Genomic DNA, 18,940 nt, shown 5'->3' on the forward strand with positions numbered 1-18,940 from the left:
TATAGGGGCACGGCCGTCCGGCGCAAAATTGAATGTATCCAATTCAGCTGCGATTGCTCAGCGTTCCGATAGGATCGATGCAATGCGTGATGTCAAAGGCGCCGCATATAGAACCATTTCTATCGGTTCGTGACAGGTACGTCCCAGCGCACGCGAAGGCTCTTCAGCGAGGGGACGATCATGCTTTCGGTATAGCGTAACTGCTCGTTCTCGTCCGCAAGGCTCAACCCAGGAAGTCGCTCGAGGATAATGTCGAGGGCTTTCGCGATCTCAAGGCGCGCTAGCGGTGCACCTACACAGGCACGGTTGAATGCACCGAACGAGACATGTTTGTGGGCGTTGGCCCTATCGATATCAAACGTGTCTGGGTTCTCGAACATTTCCGGGTCGTGGTTTGCGGAGCCAAGATGTACATAGACCTTTGCCCCTTTGGGCAACGTAACCCCGCTCATTTGGACGTCTTGGGTCATGGTTCGCACGACGCCACGGATCGGCAGGCGCAGTCGAATGACTTCCTCGATCATCTGGGGACGTAGTTCCGGATTCTCACGGACCCGCTGAAGCTGGTCTGGGTGTTTGAGAAGGGTGTAAATCATTTGTGCGATCGTGTTGGCCGTCGTATCAGTGCCGGCCGCGACCATGCCTACCATGTTCGTGACGATCTGCCGGTCAGTGATCGCTGCCCCGCTCTGCTGCGCCTCTATCAGCTTAGAGATCAGATCATGTTGGGGGGCACGTCGACGGGCTTCGAGGAGAGCGTAAGCCCATTGCTCAAAGTCGATAAAAGCCATCCAGCATGCCTCTGCACGTTCCGGCGTCAGCAGAGTGGAGCCGGTCAGCTCGAACCAGTTTTCTGCCCATTCGTTAAAGCGCTCGGTTTCAGAGTCGGCGGCTCCAATGAGGTGCGCCACTGTGCCCACGGTAGTCGGCCAGAAGAAAGCTGGTACCAGGTCCACTTCGCCCTGGTGAACGAAACGGTCAATCAGGCCGTTGAGTTTCTGGTCCAGCCACTCGTCCATCCCTGGTAGTGCCTTGTGGAACACACTCATCACAAGGCGCTTGACGGGCAGATGCTCAGGCGGGTCCATCGCGTTGAGGCTACCGTCGACGGGCAGCGGCCAGTCCGCACCGACCCGGTCGATTACGGCTTGACTTTTGGGCGACAGTGGCTTGTGCGCGTTGCCGTTCGAGAAGCTAACCATGTCCTTGTACACGGCTAGCACATCTTCACGGCGTGTGACGACCCACAGATCGTACTTTTCCATGTAGAAAACCGGCGACTCTTCCCGCATCTTCGCCAGAATTGGAAAAGGGTCAGCGATCTGGGCTGGCTCAAGGGGGTCGAAAGTGGAGTGGAACGGACACTTCCCCGCTTCACTATTTTTCTGCACGCTGCTGTTCATGATCATCTCCATGGTTGTATCGGCTTGAGAGCCGCTTGTCGTGGGCGAGCAGGTATAAACCGTTCAAGAGGCTCTCGTCCGATCTATCTATTTATGTTGATAGCGAAACTTTGCCTGGCACCTGATCATGCTGCACACACGAGATTATTCCTGGTCGGCGTCACAATCGCGCTGCAACGCGGCAATGCAGTGCGCTGCATTGCCTGCCACAACAAGGTCACACATTTACCTCTGGGTGTTCAGCATCGGTGATGAAAAAGATAAAGTCGACTAAGTTGTTGTGATCGGGTTATCAGTGCGGGTGATCTCGTCTTCCACACAGATGCTTCAATGGCGACCGGTTATCGACGATGGCGCCGCGCTGTCGCCATATAGACATTTTTGGTGCAATGCATCGGACAGTAAGATAGATCTGAGGTGACGCATCTCGGACTGCGGCATAAGATCCGGCGTGTAAAAGTGTGCGCCCCCGCGTGAATACAAAAACTGCGCGCTGGCGGAGGCGCCTAGCCTTCGATCACAAATTGTGATTGGAGGATTAGAAGAGGTTACTAGACTCGATCGAAAGTCAGCGCGTAGTATTGGTAACCGAGCACATCTGCGCAAACTTGGGCGTCCAGTTCGACGGCGCTTCAGCCTTTATCGAAAAGCGGCGGCCGGTTGTCAAGTATGTGGTAAGCACGCTGCCCGGTTGTTCGACGCGGATGTTTTCGATTTCACTACCGTTTCAACTCAGCGTTTTACGCAGGAAGACCAAGCAGATGTCAAACATAAATCCTATCGAAAACCAGCCGCACGCTGAAAGCGTACTTGCCGACGTGCAGACGGTCGCGTCGCTGGTCTTGACAACGCGAGAAGGCCTCACACATCGACTGGAAGCCCGGCCTGGCCTTTCAGTGATGGAAATCATTCGTGATGCGGGCATTGACGAACTTCTTGCGCTGTGTGGTGGCTCCTGTTCGTGTGCAACCTGTCATGTATATATCGATCCGGAGTTCGAGGGCCGACTCGGTCGAATGTCCGACGATGAGAACGATTTGCTGGATGCGGCGAGTAACCGGAAAGCCAACTCACGTCTGTCGTGCCAGCTTCTGTTTCGTGACGAGTTGGAAGGACTAAAGGTGACAATCGCACAGGACTAGGTCTAGGTCCAACGCAAAAGACCCAGCTCGGTATAAGGTGGTACGGCGCGGGTCGGGCAAACGCCTCGCCTGCGAGTCGTACTATCGTGTAAGCAGACACTAGAGATGAAGGAACCATGTCAGACCGTCTAAAAGGAAAAGTTGCTGTTGTCACAGGGATAGCGAGTGGAATCGGGGGCGGTATCGCGCTGGCCTTTGCGTCAGAAGGGGCACAGGTCGTAGGCATTGATCTGAACGTTGCCGGAGCGCAAGCGGTGGCAGCTAAAGCCAGGCAGGGTGGATTTGAGATCAACGTCCAGGCGCCGGTGAATTTGCTGGATGAAGATGATTGTCGGGAGTTGATGGAGGAAACAGCGAGGCGCTACGGCGGCCTGGATGTGCTGGTGAATGCCGCTGCAGTCGTCGAGTTCGCATGGATCAACGAGATGACACTTGCACAGTGGCGCAAGACGATCGCGGGGGAACTCGACATTGTGTTCCTTCCCTGCCAGGCAGCATGGCCACACTTGCTGAAACGTGGCCAGGGGGCAATCATCAACTTTGCGTCGGTCGCTGCCCATCAGGCGACCAAAACATTACCGGCCGTTGCTCATGCCGCGGGCAAAGGCGGTATCAGGGCGATGACCAAGCAACTCGCAATGGAGGGAGCACCTAACCAGATCCGGGCCAATTCGATATCGCCGGGACTTATTGTGAGCGATGCGACACGCGCAGCATTCAAGCAAAATCCGGGATTCCGAAAAGTTATCGAAGATAAGATCATGCTGGATCGGCTGGGGCAACCTGAAGATATTGCATGGGCCGCCGTCTATCTGGCTTCGGACGAGGCTTCATGGGTTACTGGGTCGGATTTCGTCATTGATGGTGGGATGACCTCGTGGTAAGGTGTGCCTGGATCGGATGAAACAGATGTGTTCCCTGATCCGTAATTATTTCAGTTCTGAGTCAAACTATGACCCCAATGCAAACTATCCTCGATTTTATCGCTGCGTGGAATGACAACGATATGGATCGTGTCCATGAATTCATGGATGAGGACATTTTCTACCACAACATTCCAATGGAGCCGATCGTGGGGCGAACTGCTGCACGCGAGTTTGCCGATGCCTTTGGGGTTGGTTCGAAAATGAAGGCAGACTGGAGGATCGTAAGTATCGCGGAGAATGGAGAGTATGTGCTCACGGAGCGAATCGATTCGTTCAACACACCGGAAGGAAAGACGATCTCCGTACCCTTGATGGGATCTTTTCGTGTGCGGGACGGCCTCATTACCGAGTGGCGGGATTACTTCGATTTGCCCACCTTCGAACGTCAACTCGCCGCACTCTGAATGGCTGTGAACCCATTGCCACTCCTGACGTGATTTCTTGTAGACGGATTGTAGCGAGTGGTCCCCCATCCCTCGGTGGTCTCCACGCCATACCCATCACCGTATCGCGATGGCGCCTGTCATCAACGTCGGAATCACGGCACCGAATCAACTGGACGGCTGTTAAAATCGCGCACAGTTGCGCGCTTTTCGACCTTCATTCGAAGCCAGAGACTTCGCCTTCGATTCTGTCCAGAATGCCCACGCAGTTCAATGCGGCGGCTGACTCAACTGTCGACAAGGACACGTGTCTGAACGTGCTGTTTTCCCGTTACGACAGTCCACAGGCGATTTAGGGCATTGTTCGTACTGTCGCAGCGCCTGACAAAAATCAGATCGTCGGTTGGGGAAGGGTTTTCCACTGGCAAAAAAAGAGATATCCATGGCATCTGCGCGAGCCACCCAAGGTTGAGCGAGGTTGAGGCCAACTCCAGCGTCGACCAGCGCAAGCACGGTATGGAGATGGTGTGCTTCTTGCACTACATTTGGGGCAAAGCCGGCGTCAGCGCACGTCGCGGTAACGATCTCGAGCAGGTGGGATTGAAGGGAGGTTGGAAACAGGACAAACGCTTCGCTTGTAAGGTCTTCGAGTCTTATTGAACGTCGAGCCGCTAGACGGTGTCCGCGTGGGAAGACGGGGGCAAGCGGGGATGAGACAAACATTTCACTCTCCATACCTTCGAGTTGGAGTGACCCCGGAACGAGTCCGATGTCGATCCGCCGGTCGAGAAGCGCCCCAATTTGCTCCGCCGGATCATCGCGCGCAAGCCTCGCGTGATGCCGCGTCTCAAACCCGCGTGATAGATCTTCACGCCCTCAATGGCGATGCCCTTGTAGCCGCGATCGACGACGGCGATCTTCTGTTCGACACAAAGCTCTTTCTCATCTCCGCGCCAAGCCGATCCCAGTCAATCAGATCGGCCATGCGAACCAACGGATGCTTCAGGTTGAACTGCCCGCGTCTTGCGAATCCCACAACGCCATTTCGACCTCACGGCCTTGCTACACAAGCTATTCCGGATTGTTCCTATGCGACTCCTTCAGCGGAATTGATGGATCGGCGAGCCGCGCGGGATCGACGACCATGTGGCTCTCTACTAGCACACGTCCCTGAACATAGTCTTTGACTGCATTGACGCAGTCGAGCGCGATTACCTTGTGATCCTTGAGGTAAACCACCGAGAAGCTTCGCGTCTCTGGACTGCCGCGAACGATCGCCAGATCGTGACCACCCGAAAGTCCGACTGTTTGCAGGCGCAAGTCATACTGATTGGACCAGAACCACGGAACGGCATTGTAGGGCTCCGATTCGCCGGTGATGAATTTGGCGATGGTGGATGCCATGTCGTTAGCGTTCTGGACGGATTCTAAGCGAATGACTAGTCCATCGGCGAAGCGATTCGGATGCAAGGCGCAATCGCCGAGCGCAAAGATATCCGGCAATGACGTGCGTCCATATTCGTCGACAACGACACCGTTTGCGACGTGAGCGCCGGCACTTCGTAAAGGATTGATCGAAGGACGGATGCCAATTCCGACAATCACCATTTCGGTTGCTATTGTTTCACCTGTATCGATGCGAACGCCGCTGACTTTTCCGTCCGTGGCCTGGATCTCCTGGACGGACGTTCTCAACCGCAGGTCGACGCCGTGCGTACGATGTTCCTGCTCGAAGAAACGGGAAATGGTCTCGCCCGTAACCCGTGCCAGTACACGATCGAGTGTTTCGAATAGTGTTACCTTCTTACCTAACTTTCGAAATGTCGCAGCGGCTTCTAGTCCGATGTACCCTCCACCCACGACGGCGACGCGCTCGGTGCGAGCCAGATCCTGCAGTATCCGGGTCACGTCTTCGCAGGAACGTATCGAATGGATCCCTGCAACGTCATGCCCCGGACAGTTGAGGCGATGTGCATGGCCTCCTGCGGCCCAGATCAACCTTTGATAGTGCAGCGTTTTGCCGACTGCGGTGGTTGCAGTGTGGAGCACTGGGTCAATCGAAACTACTGCGCTTCCGGTGAGCAGGTCGATATCGCGGTCTGCCCAGAACGTGTCCGGCCTGATCAGAATGCGTTCAAACGGTTTCTCGCCCGCAAGGTAGTCTTTGGAAAGAGGGGGGCGCTCATACGGATAGGTGACCTCGTCTCCTACCATCGCGATGGTTCCGGTAAAGCCGCGCTGCCGCAGGGCCATGGCTGCGTGGGAACCGCCGTGACCGGTTCCCACGATAAGTACGTCATAGTGCGACATCACTGTCTCCGCTGAAGTTTATTAATGAATGTCTGAAAGACCGAAGTATTCGTCCTGAGATCGAAGCCCTGCACGCGCTCCACGGTGACATTCGAGGTTGGTTGTAGGCACCCCCTCGACTACTCGTCGCAGTACGTTCCAACGGGATGCGTAATCACCCGTATAGCTTCGACACGATGGGCGCTGAACTCGTGAAATAATTGAAGGGCCATCGCGACACCCATGCGCTGCTCGCAATGCATACGAGTCACATTGTCCGGTTGAGCTTCAGCACTCGATCAGCATTCCCATGGGCAATTTTCGCGCGATCGGCAGGGGAGAGTGGCATAGTCTCGAAAAATGCCTTGCCTTGGGCGTTTTGACTGAAGGGATAATCCACACTGAACATGATTCGGTCCGCACCGAAAGTTGTGAGCGCCGTCAGCAATGGCGGCGTCGTGAACATGCCGCTCGTGGTTATGTAGACACGTTCAACGATCGTCTCGCTGACTGGTCTACTCAGTCCGCCATGCCCGATGAGAATATCGTCCGCCCTGCCAAGCATGAACGGAAGCATCTCTCCCATATGGCCAACGATCACGGTCAGCCCTGGGTGTCGCTCAAAAGCGCCGGTCAAGACCAGGCGGAGCACATGAATGGCGGTTTCGGAGTGCCAGCCAAATGCTCCTGAGGCGAGTAATGCACTCGCCGGACCCGGCAGGCGGTCGTAGTAGATATCGTAGACCGCCTTGGGTGGCACATTGGGATGAATGTAAATCGGCACGTCCAGCGCTGCGGCCCGCTCCAGTACTGGGTCGAATCGAGGATCGTCCAGAAAGCGGTCTTGCGTCAGTCCGTTGACCATCGCGCCGCGGAAGCCAAGGTCACGCACTGTACGTTCCAGTTCGTCGGCGGCTGCTTGGGGCTCGCGCATGGGCAGATGCGCAAAGCCACCAAATCGCTCGGGGTGCCTGCGCAGCGCCGCAGCGAGCGTATTGTTGGTTTCAGTCGCGAGGCGTATTCCCTCGTTCCCGTCGAGCAGGTCGGCCCCAGGCAGCGACGCAGAAACGACTTGATAAGTGATGCCGTGGTCGTCCATATCCTGGATACGACCGCTATCCAGGTTCGCTAGCTTTGCCTTGCGCTGGGCCGTAAATCCGGGGTTTGTGCGGAGGTCGAAATAGGCCTCCAGGAGTGAGGGGACGATGAAGTGCTCTTCGAGGGCGACAATGCGCATGATTTTCTCGACGGGGTAACTTTCACCATGTCCGCCGCAGTCGTCTCAGGCGCAATGGTGAGGAAGAGGTGAAGAAGCTGCGTCGGCGGGTTGCCAGGCCAGATAGCGGTTAAGTGGGCTCCTGCTCCTGACCTGGCCCCCGGCCGGGACAGCGTTTATTGAGCTCAGTACTTGATCCCGATGGCCTTCGTCTCCGTGTAGGCCTCGATACCCGCCTTGCCCAGTTCGTAGCCGATGCCGGACTGCTTGAAGCCGCCAAAGGGGAGCGCACCGAGGTCGCCACCGTTGACCTCGATGATGCCGGCGTCGATCGTTCGGGCGAGTCGGTGTGCATGGCCTAGATCCCGCGTCCAGATGGCAGCGGCGAGGCCATACTCCGAATCGTTGGCCATCTCGGGAAGGGCGTCGAGATCGTTGTCCGAGAACTTCGAGATACAGAGCACGGGTCCGAAGATTTCTTCACGAACGACCGACATGTCGGGGCGCGTGTTGGCTAGCAATGTCGGCTGAATGTAGTAACCCTCGCCGGAGATGGCCTCCCCACCCGTTACGACTTCAGCGCCATCGCGCTTGCCAGCAGCGATGTATTCGAGCACGCGCTTGCGTTGGCTTTCGGAGATCAACGGCCCCATCTCCGTGTCGGTGGAAAGGGGGGAGCCGATTTTCACGCTCCTCGCGCGGGCCTCGAAACCTGCCACTACCTGATCATAGACCCGTGCATGGACGAAAAGCCTTGTGCCTGCAGCGCAGAACTGCCCGGTCTTGAAGAAGATGCCCGATGACACGGCGTTGGTAGCTGCCTCGATGTCGGCATCGGGGAAAATGAAGACCGGAGATTTGCCGCCGAGTTCGAGCGTGACGCGCTTGAGCGTCCCCGATGCGTCCACGAGGAGCGACTTGCCCGTGTCCGTCGAACCGGTGAAGGCGATCTTCGCAATGCCCGCGTGCCTGGCCAGCGCGCGCCCGGCGACGCCGCCTTCTCCTGTCACGACATTGAAGACGCCCGGAGGGATGTTAGCCTCGACCATCAGTTCGGCAAGGCGCAGCGCGGTCAATGGAGCGAGGCCGGCAGGTTTGAGCACCATGGTACAGCCGGCAGCCAGGGCGGGTCCGATCTTGAACATGGCCAGAAGAAATGGCGCATTCCAGGGCGTGATCGCGCCGACGACGCCGAGCGGCTGCCGGATGGAAAACGACAGTGCGCCAGGCCGGCTATCGCTCATGGGCACGTCGCCGCCCACCTTGTCGATCCATCCCGTACTGTGCCGGAGCACGTCGATTGCTCGCGAGATATCACCGTAGCGGGTGTGGGTGACGGGGTTACCGCCGTCGATCGATTCCAGCGTTGCGAGCTCGTCTGCATTACGCTCGATGGCGTCTGCGAGCGCCAGAAGCCTTCGCGTACGATCCGCGGCAGGCATCGTCGACCATCCGCCCTTGAAAGCCTTGTCGGCTGCAAGCACGGCGCGATCGATATCTTCGACACTCCCAGCAGCGACCGTCGTCAACGTGCGTCCCGTCGCCGGCTCGATGACATCGGTGCGTCCTTGACCCAGTGCGTCGGTCCATTTGCCATCGATGAAAAGGTTATGTTGCCGCTGGATGAAGCCGGAGCGAAGGCGCGCTTCGTGTTCCGTAAACTTGTTGCTCATGGGGTTTGCCTCTTGGGGAACAAGACAACGGCCGGGTATGGATCCCCGGCCGAACGAAATGGTTTTCAGGAAATCTTGTATTGGCCGCCGTCGACGACGAGTGCCTGCCCGGTGACGAATGCCGCGTCGTCGCTCGTGAGAAAGAGGACCGGTCCAGCGATGTCGGCTGGCTCGGCAAAACGCTTGATGGCCTGCTGCTGCCACACGCTTTTCTTGAACTCGTCCGGCACACCGCTCGTACCGGGGGTGTTTGTGAGCGCAGGCAGGATCGCATTGACGGTAATGCCGTCGGCCGCAACATCGTTGGCTAAACCCCGGATAAAACCGATGACGCCCATCTTTGCAGCCATGTAATGGCTGAGGCCGGTGATGGCGATGCCGATCGAGTTGGACGAGAAATTGACGAAGCGCCCCCATTTCTTCCGGCGCATACTGGGGAGGAACTGTTTTGCGCTGAAGTAATGCGCGTCGAGATTGACGGCGAACGTCCGCCGCCACACGTCCAAGTCGAGTTCGTCGATCACGATATTCGGATAGATACCGGCATTGTTCACGACGATGTCCACTTCACCCAGATCGCGTTCGACGAACTGCGCCACGTGTTTCCAGCCGCTTTCGTTGGAAATGTCGGCTTCGATCGCGATGGCGGTGTCGCCGATCAGCGATGCCGTTTCGACAGGCTTTTTCAAATCGACCAGCGCGACCTTCGCGCCGCGCGCCGCCAGGCGAACGGCAAGCTCTCGTCCGATACCTTGTGCCGCACCGGTCACGACCGCTATCCGGTTTTCGTGTGTCTTCTCAGTCATGTTTTCCTCTGTGGATTGTTTGGTAGGGAAGTAGAAAGGGGCGCGACATCAGGCTGCGGGACCCTCGCAACGTCCGCTTATGAAGCCCTGGTCAAAGTCTGCTTGGCTTCATCCGCAATGTCGCCTAGATCTGCAAGCTTGAACTGGCGGATAAGGTCTTGCCGACCTTCGCGCACCTTCGCGACCCAGTCCGGGTCCGCGATGACGCTTCGACCGACTGCGATGAGATCGAATTCGTGCGCGTTGAAGCGTTTGACCAAGGCCGGAAAATTGATATCCGGCGATGCGTTCGTGTCCTTGCCCGAGAAGGTTTCGACCACGTCGACGGTCAAGCCCACGCCTCCAACGGCGATGACGGGCTTGCCGGAGAGCTTTCGAGTCCAGCCCGCGAGGCCGAGATCGGATTCGGGCCATTCGGGGTCGCCGAAACGGCGGGTCGATGCGTGGAAAAGATCCACGCCCGCTTCGTCGAACGCGCGCAGTATCGTCGACAGCTCGTCGGGCGTTGTTGCCACGCGGGCGGTGTAATCCTGCTGTTTCCACTGCGAGAACCGCAGGGAGATCACAAAGTCGGATCCGACTTCTTCGCGAACCGCACGCACGACCTCAGCAGGGAAACGCAGGCGGTCGCGTATGTCGGGGCCGCCATACTGGTCGTCGCGTACGTTCGTGCCAGCCCACAGGAACTGGTCGAGCAGAAAGCCATGGCAGGCGTGGATTTCGACGCCATCTGCGCCAATTCGTTTGGCGATCCGCGCGGAACGGACAAAAGCGTCTCTGACAGCCTCCAAGTCTGCGATGGTGGCAGGGTTTCCGACAACGGTGCCGGGCTTCATGAGGCCGGAAGGGCTCAGGACAGGTGCCGTTGCGAAGTAATCGCCGTCCGGCGCGGCGAGGTGTGCGCCGTCGTGGCCGATCTGAGTAAAGAAGTGACCTCCGGCCTCGTGTACGACATCGATGCATCTTGCCCACCCGTCCGCCGTGTCCTCGGCAAGACGGCCATATTTTCTTGTGCGCGTTGCCGAAGGATGATCCACCGCGATGCATTCGGTGATGGTGAGTTGCACGCCGCCGCGAGCACGTGCCCCGTAATAGTCGGCAAGACGCTGGGAGACATGACCGTCAGCGCACCAGCCGCGTTGCATACCAGGCATGATGAATCGGTTGGCAAGTGAGAGACCTGCGATCGTGATAGGTTGGAAAAGAGCCGACATATCTATGTGGCCGTGACGAGTGCCACGTTGTGCCGGACTGATGTTTTCAAGTGTCATCGGATTGGACTCCTGAGTTTTTGCGTATGAAATCCACAGCGCAAGATGGATGGCGGACGAGCTGCACGACAAATTGCAATTATGATAATAGCAGTATAGAACATAAATGCAATAGTAAAAATTGCATTTGCTCGGCCTACAGCCGGCAGACGGAAACCAGGTTTCTGATGAGCGGGGAGGCTTGACGCGCTGGACGATGCCATGAGGTAGACGCTGGATCGACCGGTCGGTGAAACGGTGGTGCCCACAGACTGTTACCAACGCGATCTTTCGTGGGACAGTTGCCTCTTACGCCATCCACCATTCGCTTCCTGTGCATCCTGGCTGCGGACGCGGGCGAGGTTTTTTTTGAGCTGTGGGACGCTCCGGGGAAGCAGATCCTTTCAGGTTTGCTTTCGAAAGGAGATCGGAATTTGAGCGTTCCACTCTTGGCCCATATATTGCAAGTGTTATTATTGCAATAGGGGTGATCAATGAGTGATCGCCTTCTGACAAACGGGACGATGGAGATGGAATGATTGATCTACGCTTCCCGACAGCACTGCAGATGGTGCTTGGGATTCAGATAGCCGAAGAAGACGGAGTGCGATGTACGAGCCAGAAGCTCGCCGACTCGCTCGGCGTCAACGCCAGCTTCGTCAGGAAGCTTCTGGTGCCTCTGAGCCGCGACGGGATAGTTACATCCTCGCTAGGCAAGAATGGTGGTGCCCGTCTGGCTCGCGCACCCGCGACGATCACGCTTCGTGATATTTACTGCTCCGTCACGGACGACAAGAAAATCTGGGTCGCGCGGACCGCCGTGCCGTGTCAGTGCGTGGCAAGCGCAAATATTGTCGAATTCTTTGAGTACATCGCTAGTGAGGCCGATGCCCTTGTGCTTGATATGCTGAGGCAGCGGACGGTGGCGGACAGCATTGCCGAAATCCGGAACCTGGAGCGAACACGGATTGTCCGGGGCGGTCGATCAAACCTACGCGCCAACACTGATGATGTGCTACCGGCCTCGGTGCGCGCAAAAGCTACCCGGTCCTGAATCTGCGATTGTCACGCCAGAGCGCAATCGTGACCGGGCGCCGTACCTATGCCTCGGGGGCAAATTCACGTTCCGCAACGATTCGGGTGCCACCGCGGGCGATCCGTTGCTTGTCCAGTCGCAGTAACTCCGAGAGTGCTTCGGCGACGTTACGGCGCTCCAGAGTCTCGAGGAGAGCCCGGTCGGCATCTGCCGCCACTTTCTCAAAGAGAGGCTCGATGTTGGCGCTCACCCTGCACCGAGGTGTCACGGATGGACGCGCGGGCAGGAATCGCTTCTCTCCAGTGATGGAGGCGTAGATGTCACGCAGGGTGATGCTGGCGGCCGGCCGTGCGAGATGCAGCCCGCCACCTTTGCCGACCGAGGCGTCGATGATGGCGTCCTGCCTTAACGGAACGAGGAGTTGACGTACGAAGCTGGGATTTGCGCCAAGGCCGTCAGCTAGTACCTTGCTCGTGCATCGGAAACCGTCCTGGTCGGCAAGCGCCACGCTCAGGACCATCTGGAAGGCTGTCGAGAAACGATAGTCGATCATAGGTCGTCGATTCTATTCGCGTGCGGCCGAGGCGGCACGCAAACATAATGTAATGATTGACCTTGCATTATACGTCGTCTATATTGCAAGTATTATTATTGCTTTTATGCCGGCGCAACTGAACGCCGGACTGGCATCTCACTGCGAAAGGAAGACAACTGCTATGCCTGGGCATGCCGCCACCGCGGCCACTTCACACCGGCTCCACGGGAGTCGTTCCGAGATTCTGTTTGACCCCGTGAAGCTCGGCAGTCTTGAGCTGAAGAATCGCATCGTCATGGCACCGATGACCCGGGCCAAGTCTCCACAAGGTGTGCCGGGTGAGGACGTCGCGGCTTACTACCGCCGTCGGGTTGAGGGAGGGGTTGGCCTCATCATTTCCGAGGGCACCTTCATTCCCCATTGGAGTGCTTCGCACGACGAGAACGCACCGCGTTTCTATGGTGACGACGCGCTGGCGGGATGGCGACGTGTCATCGACGCAGTTCACGCTGCGGGAGGACGCATGTTCCCGCAGCTATGGCATGTCGGCCTGGTTCGCAAGCCGCAAGTCGAGGGTGCGGTAGGACTATTTGATGAAGATGCCGAGGCAGCGAGTCGGCTCGGTCCATCGGGCATCATTGGCGGTGGAGGACTGCCCCTGGCTCAAGTTCGTGCACCGGCGACTGAACGCGAGATTGGCGAGATCATCGAAGCCTATGGCAATGCCGCAGCCTCGGCGAAGCAGCTCGGCTTTGATGGAGTCGAAGTTCATGCTGCTCATGGTTATCTGATCGACCAGTTTCTCTGGGCGGAGACCAATAGGCGAAGTGACCCGTACGGCGGCGATCGTACAAGGCGCAGTCGCTTCGGGGTAGAGGTCATTGAAGAAATTCGCCGTCGTGTCGGCCCGGAGTTCCCGGTAACCTTGCGCTTGTCCACGTGGAAGAACCAGGATTACGCCGCGAGGCTCGCCACAACGCCATCGGAATGGGCCGAGATCGTTACACCGTTTGTTGAAGCTGGCGTCGATGGCTTTCACCTCTCGCAGCGGCGGTTCTGGGAGGGCGAGTTCGGGACCGAACTTAACCTCGCTGGATGGACCAGAAAGCTGACCGGCAAGCCGACGATCACGGTCGGATCAGTCACGCTCAATAACTCGATGGCCGAGATGCTGCAAGGCAAGGGCAGTGAACCTGAAGATAATCTTGCGTTGGTGTACAGCGGTCTTGAGCGTGGCGATTTTGATCTTGTCGCAGTAGGTCGTGCCCTCATCGCCAACCCCGATTGGCCTGAGAAGATCAGGAGGAGGCAGACGTTGCGCGCCTACGCGAGGGGCATGCTGGCGAATCTTGACTGACGGGGGGAGGGGCGCGGTAGCCGTCCTTGTATGTGCCAGCGTAGTTTGAGGTCATCAGATGGTCGAGAATCTCGGCAAGGTGCCGGATAGGTCAAAGCAGATGATCAAATCTGCCCCGGGTCTGCCGCTCGAATTTCGGAATCTAGAGTTGCTATCTTTTGTATGTCGAAAAACGCAATTCAGGCAACAGCAACCTTTGACGAGATAGAGTCGCTGTGCATCCATCTGTTCGATATCTGGTGTGAGCGAAGAAGTGTGGTTCCGTTGACGTATCTGATGCAAAGCTGGCCAATGCCGACTCTCTCAAGTCTGGTTGTCACGCGTCTGGTGGGCGGGTTTCAGGATTTGCTGCGCTTTCATGCTGCGAGTCTTGCTGCAGACGAAACAGAGTTGTTGGAAAGTGTGATTGCCTTAGTCGATGAACTCCGGCGGGGACCTTTCTCCGACACAATCAATCATGCAGAACTCCTAGCTTACGCGGGAGGTGAGGCGCCGGCGGCGGCGAGCACCAGAGATATGCGCGTGTCGGACGACAGCGTTTCATTTGAAAAGTTGGTTTGTTAGCCCTGCGAATTTAGTCATTTCGAAACGAACACACATTGCTGTTACGCAGGTTCAACGCTTACAGTTGGCAGCCCCGCCGCGCGTGCTCATTCGTCAGCTTTGCCGAGGCCACTCCATACGACCTTGACAGCCCTGCGGAAGGCATGCATTCGAGAAGCGTCGTCTTCACTCCAACGAAGAAAAATAACTAGGCCCTGGCAACTGGACACGATCAATGCACCACGCAATTCGCGTTCCTCCATCGACAGATCCGGATTGATTTCGCCGACGAGCTGCGCGAAGAGTCTAGTGAACTGTTTCTGCGCCTCCACAACGACATCGCGCGCGAACGATTCGTGCAGCGCCAATCCCCAACTTTCGACGATACCTGCTGACAATCCAGGTTTGACAAAGTCTGCGAATGGATCGTCGATGATTGATTCGAGCCGCGCCTGCGGAGAGCGGTTTCTGTTTTCGACGAACCTCCGAAAGCGTTCGAAGTACCGTTTTGCAATCTCCTCGATTGTGGCGCGCAACAGTGCTTCACGGGTCGAAAAATAGTGCTGTAACGTGCTCAGGCGAATGCCCGCATCGTTGGCCACGCGGTTGATCGTGTACCCTGCGTAACCCACCGCAATCAGTACATTGACCGATACATCGATGATCTCGGGCACCCGGCTTTCCCGATTGCCGCGCTGCCTGACAGATGTGGCGGTCTGCGGATCAAATATCGCTGTGGAACTGAGGGTCAGTTTTTTCACTTGCACTCCGTTCTGAGGCGCTGACTGTCTCGCTGTTCAGCATAAAGTTAGCGTCCGGCGGCGCTGTCACGCTTACCCTGCGGGACAACAATCAAGGATGCAATTCTGTGCCTCCCGGACATCGCGTTTGCGGTGGGCGTATGCCGTGGCCGCTTCAGGACTTGTGTAACGAAATAGGTTATCTAACCGGGTTTAAGTATAGGTTGAATAACCTGTTTTTCCTAGGCGTGGATATGGAAAACATCAGATTTAAAAGGATTTTGTTGCAATATCGTTTACCCTAATCCTCCGGGGTAGGTGGTTGACTTATAGGTTGACTAACCTATAGTTATTGACAGGGTAATCGACAGGATGTTGCGATGTTCAAGCCACGAAGTGGCAGGACATGGTGGCACCGCAGTCAGAGGAGAGCGAAATGGGTTCCGGCGAGAAGTGCTTGCGAACGCTGGTCGGCAAATGGTTTGGCCCTTCTGCTGTGATGACGATACGCGTAGTCGAGTTCAGTCGCACACGAACGGATCGAAGGCGCTACGTGCGCATCGGCGAGGCACGGGTCGACGGAAGTTTGACCATCGTTTTCTTCCGGCACGATGACGGTTCGTGGAACGTGTTTCCGGCAAAGAGGAGCACGCTGGCGATGCATGCTTACCCGCTTGCGGCGTGAGTGATGGGACGATAGGCAGGCGATCTTAGGAGAAGGCAATGAACATCCTGAAATTGGCAGGGGATGCTGGAATGCTGGTCGTACTTGACGGCAGAATCGGTTGCACCGAGTACCGAAGCGTCCATGGAACTCTCGATGCATTTCAGCGTTTTGTTCAGGCATTGGAATCGGCATTGACGAATGGCGACGAGTCCGGCGGGTCTGAGCGTCGGCGCGACCTGTGCGCAGAGTCTTCGTCATCTTAAAGCGGTGGTGTCGAATCACCGCCAAGGGCGCCTTCAACGCGATCAGGAATACTGATCTGGCCGCTGGTAACGAAACTGGAGCAGGTGTAGGACACGCTGATGCCGGATTGTGTTTGTTCACACCGGAGAGCAAGCTCGCTTGAAGGGAGAAACTGATGAAGATTTCTGCGACCCGCACCTGGGTAACGATGCTTACTGCAATCGCCGTCGGCTTCCCGCCGGTCTCCTCCTACGCCTACGCGCTCGATTCGCAACTCGACTGTAAATCGAACGCACATGCGTTTATAGCCCCGCTGCTAAAGGCCAAGTATATCGACCCGAATCCGATGCGCGTCGAAGTGAACTCGGTCAACGCATTTCGACCGGCACAAGGCAGCAACTTGACGGCCTTTGGCTTTCGCGTATCCGCTATCCTCGGGTATAAACAGGATGATGCACTGTTCAAACGCGGATATGGCCAGCCTATTGCAGACTCAGCCTATGGCGTGGTGGTGGTTGGCGCCACCGAGTCAGTAGAAGCGCACGCGCGCCAGTACGGTAGCCGCGCTGTCATTCATCAAGTAGTCCCCCTCTTACTGACGGCCATTTTCTGCAGCGGACCGTGACGCGTCATCGATGCAGTCATGTATTCAGTGGAATTGATACTGTCAATGGTTTTGGTGCAAATAGGCTCATCGGATCGGTTAACGTAGCGATCCAATCAATCTGGTGGCCGGTGATGAGCAGGTGGAAATGTCTGAAGGAAATGTTTGACGGTCGGCATTTTGATCGATAGATCATCATTCTGTGTGTGCGCTGGTACCTGCGCTACAAGCTCAGCCTGCGTGATCTTGTCAAGATGATGGCCGAGCGGGGGTTGTCTCTGGCACACACCACGATCATGCGTTGGGTAAAGCGCTTTACGCCGGAGTTCGTCAAGCGCTGGAATCGGTTTGGTATACCTACAGGCCGGTCGTGGCGTGTTGACGAGACCTATCTGAAGATCTGTGGCAAGTGGGCCTATCTCTACCGTGCGGTCGATCGGGCCGCTCAGGCAGTGGACTTCATGCTCAGAGCGAAGCGCGATGTCACCGCGGCCAAAGCCTTTTTTAGCAACGCCATCAAACATCAGGGCCAGCCACTAGAGACGATCACGCTCGATGGGTATGCCGCCTCGCACCGGGCCGTTCGGGAAATGATCGCTGACGCTGTGCTGCCTGAGGGAACGCATGTGCGCTCGTCGAAGTATCTGAACAATGCAATTCGTTTCTCGTTGCGCTGGCGTCACGTCGGCGGCAGTGCGGCAATTGAGCAACGCATCGAGAGAACGAAGACACATAAAAGCCGCAGCTTCTTCAGGATCATTTGAGATTGTGGCCGGCGCCGCACAGTACCGCGTCGCATATAACCGATGCTCGCGAGCGGTTTGTGGGCCGATCTGAGAGGTCGTTTTTTTCGCTTGCCTATTGCAAAAGTTATGCGGAGACTTTTTCAACAGTACTGGGCTGACTTCGGTCGTTCAGCGAAGATCGTCGAAGGTCCACACAGGCTGAACTTCAGCCGTCTGTGCTACCAGTCTATGCGGTGCTTTTCATCGGTTTCACGATGTCGGCGATCATCGTCCACGTGAAGATACTGACTGGTGGTCGTGAGCGACGCATGGCCGAGATTGTCGCGCACGAGCCGAAGATCGACCTGCTGGTCCGCCATGTGCGACGCTGCGCTGTGCCGCAGCCAGTGCGCCGAAGCCTGTTCGAGCAGGTCGGCGCGCTGCGCATGGTCTTCACCACGTGCCCGCAGCGCCTGCGCCGCACCACTGAAAACATCCTTCACGATCCGGTGCAACGCGGCGCGCGTGAGCGGTTTGAGCGACTGGCCAATCGGCAGCCCGAGCGGCGTGTCCTCGCCCGGCGAGGGCAGGGCTGGCAGTCCGCAGGCCCGGCGGTAGGTGCCAAGTTCCGTCATCATTTCCGCGGTGGCGGGCACCAGCCGCTCCTTGCCACCTTTGCCCATCACGTCGAGCCACCAGCGATCCGTGCCGTTTTCGTCACCGCGGCGGAAAAACCGTCCCATCGTGTTCGTGCCGACCTCCGTGATCCGCAGACCGCCCAGATAGAGCAGGGTAAACAGCCAGCGCACGCGGGCGTGGTGTTCGCGCTCGCGAGCGGTCTGCACGGGCATGCGCTGGATCCAGGTCTTGACCTCGAGCCACAACTCGGGCGACAGATACCGGACGATGCGCGGCCGGGCCCGTCGGGCGCGCTGGCGCGACAGCGACAGCGGATTGCCGGCCAGATAACCGGCCTGCACCAGCCACGCAAACAGCACGTTGAGGATCACCATGGCCTGGCGCTGGCTCGCTCCGGACAGCGGGCCATAGAACGGCCGCCAGCGCGGATCGTGGCGGGGATGCTTGCGTCCGCCGTCAGCGGTCCACCGTGCGGCGGGCTGGGGATCGGCGAGAAAATGCTGGTAGACGAGCAGGTCCTCGTGCGTGAGCGAGGCGAGCGGTTTGCCCAGTTGCAGGACCGACCACAGCAGCAGCCGTTCGGCTTCCTTGCGGTAGTTGTCGAAGGTCGTTTTCGTCTCGGCAAAGCGGGCGAGCCACGCGCGAAGCGCGTCGAGATCGGTGTCAGCGGCGACCTGCAGGCGTCCGTTGGCGCGGTTCGTGCCGTGACGGCCATCGAGGTCGGGCGGCAGGTCAAGCGCATCGATCGGGCGCAGGGCGGGGG

At 57.5% G+C, this 18,940-nt stretch carries 19 protein-coding genes and 1 pseudogene; 10 read left to right on the forward strand and 10 right to left on the reverse strand.

What is annotated here, in order from left to right:
• Window positions 1-119: 119 nt before the first annotated feature.
• Window positions 120-1,403, reverse strand: a complete 1,284-nt coding sequence (locus GNZ13_RS49110; protein ID WP_172178633.1) for a cytochrome P450 — start codon at window positions 1,401-1,403, stop codon at window positions 120-122.
• A gap of 608 nt (window positions 1,404-2,011) precedes the next feature.
• Here GNZ13_RS49110 and GNZ13_RS49115 point away from each other — a divergent pair.
• The 3 genes from GNZ13_RS49115 (at window position 2,012) to GNZ13_RS49125 (ending at window position 3,875) form a co-directional block, all read left to right on the forward strand.
• A complete protein-coding gene (locus GNZ13_RS49115) occupies window positions 2,012-2,545 on the forward strand; it encodes a 2Fe-2S iron-sulfur cluster-binding protein (RefSeq protein ID WP_236002536.1) in 534 nt (177 codons plus the stop codon).
• Window positions 2,546-2,661: 116 nt separating this feature from the next.
• Entirely contained in the window at window positions 2,662-3,429 is a 768-nt protein-coding gene (locus GNZ13_RS49120; RefSeq protein WP_172178635.1) for an SDR family NAD(P)-dependent oxidoreductase, read from the forward strand.
• A gap of 68 nt (window positions 3,430-3,497) precedes the next feature.
• Window positions 3,498-3,875: a limonene-1,2-epoxide hydrolase family protein gene (locus tag GNZ13_RS49125; RefSeq protein WP_172178637.1), complete on the forward strand. Its 378-nt coding sequence runs from the start codon at window positions 3,498-3,500 to the stop codon at window positions 3,873-3,875.
• A gap of 249 nt (window positions 3,876-4,124) precedes the next feature.
• Here the strand turns inward: GNZ13_RS49125 and GNZ13_RS54545 are convergent, their stop codons facing one another.
• From GNZ13_RS54545 to GNZ13_RS49155, 6 genes are all read right to left on the reverse strand, one after another.
• The gene (locus GNZ13_RS54545; RefSeq protein WP_172178667.1) at window positions 4,125-4,655 is read right to left on the reverse strand and encodes a LysR family substrate-binding domain-containing protein; all 531 of its coding nucleotides are present in this window, start codon (window positions 4,653-4,655) and stop codon (window positions 4,125-4,127) included.
• A 270-nt stretch (window positions 4,656-4,925) separates the two neighbouring features.
• Window positions 4,926-6,164 carry an NAD(P)/FAD-dependent oxidoreductase gene (locus tag GNZ13_RS49135; RefSeq protein WP_172178639.1) on the reverse strand — a complete coding sequence of 413 codons (1,239 nt, stop codon included), beginning with the start codon at window positions 6,162-6,164 and terminating at the stop codon, window positions 4,926-4,928.
• 247 nt (window positions 6,165-6,411) lie between these two features.
• A complete protein-coding gene (locus GNZ13_RS49140; protein ID WP_172178641.1) occupies window positions 6,412-7,380 on the reverse strand; it encodes an amidohydrolase family protein in 969 nt (322 codons plus the stop codon).
• A gap of 164 nt (window positions 7,381-7,544) precedes the next feature.
• Window positions 7,545-9,032 carry an aldehyde dehydrogenase family protein gene (locus tag GNZ13_RS49145; protein WP_172178643.1) on the reverse strand — a complete coding sequence of 496 codons (1,488 nt, stop codon included), beginning with the start codon at window positions 9,030-9,032 and terminating at the stop codon, window positions 7,545-7,547.
• A 65-nt stretch (window positions 9,033-9,097) separates the two neighbouring features.
• Window positions 9,098-9,838, reverse strand: coding sequence for an SDR family NAD(P)-dependent oxidoreductase (locus GNZ13_RS49150; protein ID WP_172178645.1), 741 nt, complete (start codon window positions 9,836-9,838; stop codon window positions 9,098-9,100).
• A 77-nt stretch (window positions 9,839-9,915) separates the two neighbouring features.
• Window positions 9,916-11,109, reverse strand: coding sequence for an oxidoreductase (locus GNZ13_RS49155; RefSeq protein WP_328807422.1), 1,194 nt, complete (start codon window positions 11,107-11,109; stop codon window positions 9,916-9,918).
• Between the two features lie 514 nt (window positions 11,110-11,623).
• Between GNZ13_RS49155 and GNZ13_RS49160 the strand changes: the two genes are divergently transcribed.
• Entirely contained in the window at window positions 11,624-12,142 is a 519-nt protein-coding gene (locus GNZ13_RS49160; protein WP_172178647.1) for an Rrf2 family transcriptional regulator, read from the forward strand.
• A 46-nt stretch (window positions 12,143-12,188) separates the two neighbouring features.
• Here GNZ13_RS49160 and GNZ13_RS49165 read toward each other — a convergent pair whose 3' ends face one another.
• Window positions 12,189-12,677, reverse strand: a complete 489-nt coding sequence (locus GNZ13_RS49165; RefSeq protein WP_172178649.1) for an Rrf2 family transcriptional regulator — start codon at window positions 12,675-12,677, stop codon at window positions 12,189-12,191.
• Window positions 12,678-12,729: 52 nt separating this feature from the next.
• Between GNZ13_RS49165 and GNZ13_RS49170 the strand changes: the two genes are divergently transcribed.
• Both GNZ13_RS49170 and GNZ13_RS49175 read left to right on the forward strand, forming a co-directional pair.
• Complete coding sequence (locus tag GNZ13_RS49170) at window positions 12,730-14,016, forward strand: NADH:flavin oxidoreductase (RefSeq protein WP_236002539.1); 1,287 nt, start codon at window positions 12,730-12,732, stop codon at window positions 14,014-14,016.
• Between the two features lie 162 nt (window positions 14,017-14,178).
• Window positions 14,179-14,580, forward strand: coding sequence for a hypothetical protein (locus tag GNZ13_RS49175; RefSeq protein WP_172178651.1), 402 nt, complete (start codon window positions 14,179-14,181; stop codon window positions 14,578-14,580).
• A gap of 86 nt (window positions 14,581-14,666) precedes the next feature.
• Here the strand turns inward: GNZ13_RS49175 and GNZ13_RS49180 are convergent, their stop codons facing one another.
• Window positions 14,667-15,320 carry a TetR/AcrR family transcriptional regulator gene (locus GNZ13_RS49180; protein WP_172178653.1) on the reverse strand — a complete coding sequence of 218 codons (654 nt, stop codon included), beginning with the start codon at window positions 15,318-15,320 and terminating at the stop codon, window positions 14,667-14,669.
• A gap of 415 nt (window positions 15,321-15,735) precedes the next feature.
• Here GNZ13_RS49180 and GNZ13_RS49185 point away from each other — a divergent pair, with 415 nt between their 5' ends.
• The 4 genes and pseudogenes from GNZ13_RS49185 to GNZ13_RS49200 all read left to right on the forward strand — a co-directional run.
• A complete protein-coding gene (locus GNZ13_RS49185; protein ID WP_172178655.1) occupies window positions 15,736-15,984 on the forward strand; it encodes a hypothetical protein in 249 nt (82 codons plus the stop codon).
• A 38-nt stretch (window positions 15,985-16,022) separates the two neighbouring features.
• Window positions 16,023-16,229, forward strand: a complete 207-nt coding sequence (locus GNZ13_RS49190; protein WP_172178657.1) for a hypothetical protein — start codon at window positions 16,023-16,025, stop codon at window positions 16,227-16,229.
• Window positions 16,230-16,384: 155 nt separating this feature from the next.
• On the forward strand, window positions 16,385-16,834 hold the full coding sequence (locus GNZ13_RS49195; protein ID WP_172178659.1) for a hypothetical protein: 450 nt from the start codon (window positions 16,385-16,387) through the stop codon (window positions 16,832-16,834).
• Between the two features lie 170 nt (window positions 16,835-17,004).
• A pseudogene (locus tag GNZ13_RS49200) lies at window positions 17,005-17,472 on the forward strand (IS6 family transposase); the annotation flags it as partial.
• 305 nt (window positions 17,473-17,777) lie between these two features.
• On the opposite strand, the gene GNZ13_RS49205 reads toward GNZ13_RS49200, so the two are convergent.
• Window positions 17,778-18,932: a tyrosine-type recombinase/integrase gene (locus GNZ13_RS49205; RefSeq protein WP_172178673.1), complete on the reverse strand. Its 1,155-nt coding sequence runs from the start codon at window positions 18,930-18,932 to the stop codon at window positions 17,778-17,780.
• Window positions 18,933-18,940: the final 8 nt, after the last annotated feature.

This window comes from Paraburkholderia elongata (genome assembly GCF_013177735.1).
GTDB lineage: Bacteria > Pseudomonadota > Gammaproteobacteria > Burkholderiales > Burkholderiaceae > Paraburkholderia > Paraburkholderia elongata.

Bases quoted from the DNA above. Each gene is read 5' to 3' on its own strand.
- GNZ13_RS49170 (WP_236002539.1), top strand. From the start codon at position 12,730: ATGATTGACCTTGCATTATACGTCGTCTATATTGCAAGTATTATTATT.
- GNZ13_RS49135 (WP_172178639.1), bottom strand. From the start codon at position 6,164: ATGTCGCACTATGACGTACTTATCGTGGGAACCGGTCACGGCGGTTCC.
- GNZ13_RS49160 (WP_172178647.1), top strand. From the start codon at position 11,624: ATGATTGATCTACGCTTCCCGACAGCACTGCAGATGGTGCTTGGGATT.
- GNZ13_RS49150 (WP_172178645.1), bottom strand. From the start codon at position 9,838: ATGACTGAGAAGACACACGAAAACCGGATAGCGGTCGTGACCGGTGCG.
- GNZ13_RS49155 (WP_328807422.1), bottom strand. From the start codon at position 11,109: ATGACACTTGAAAACATCAGTCCGGCACAACGTGGCACTCGTCACGGC.
- GNZ13_RS49125 (WP_172178637.1), top strand. From the start codon at position 3,498: ATGACCCCAATGCAAACTATCCTCGATTTTATCGCTGCGTGGAATGAC.
- GNZ13_RS49145 (WP_172178643.1), bottom strand. From the start codon at position 9,032: ATGAGCAACAAGTTTACGGAACACGAAGCGCGCCTTCGCTCCGGCTTC.
- GNZ13_RS49110 (WP_172178633.1), bottom strand. From the start codon at position 1,403: ATGAACAGCAGCGTGCAGAAAAATAGTGAAGCGGGGAAGTGTCCGTTC.
- GNZ13_RS49140 (WP_172178641.1), bottom strand. From the start codon at position 7,380: ATGCGCATTGTCGCCCTCGAAGAGCACTTCATCGTCCCCTCACTCCTG.
- GNZ13_RS49190 (WP_172178657.1), top strand. From the start codon at position 16,023: ATGAACATCCTGAAATTGGCAGGGGATGCTGGAATGCTGGTCGTACTT.
- GNZ13_RS49195 (WP_172178659.1), top strand. From the start codon at position 16,385: ATGAAGATTTCTGCGACCCGCACCTGGGTAACGATGCTTACTGCAATC.
- GNZ13_RS49120 (WP_172178635.1), top strand. From the start codon at position 2,662: ATGTCAGACCGTCTAAAAGGAAAAGTTGCTGTTGTCACAGGGATAGCG.
- GNZ13_RS49165 (WP_172178649.1), bottom strand. From the start codon at position 12,677: ATGATCGACTATCGTTTCTCGACAGCCTTCCAGATGGTCCTGAGCGTG.
- GNZ13_RS49175 (WP_172178651.1), top strand. From the start codon at position 14,179: ATGTCGAAAAACGCAATTCAGGCAACAGCAACCTTTGACGAGATAGAG.
- GNZ13_RS49185 (WP_172178655.1), top strand. From the start codon at position 15,736: ATGGGTTCCGGCGAGAAGTGCTTGCGAACGCTGGTCGGCAAATGGTTT.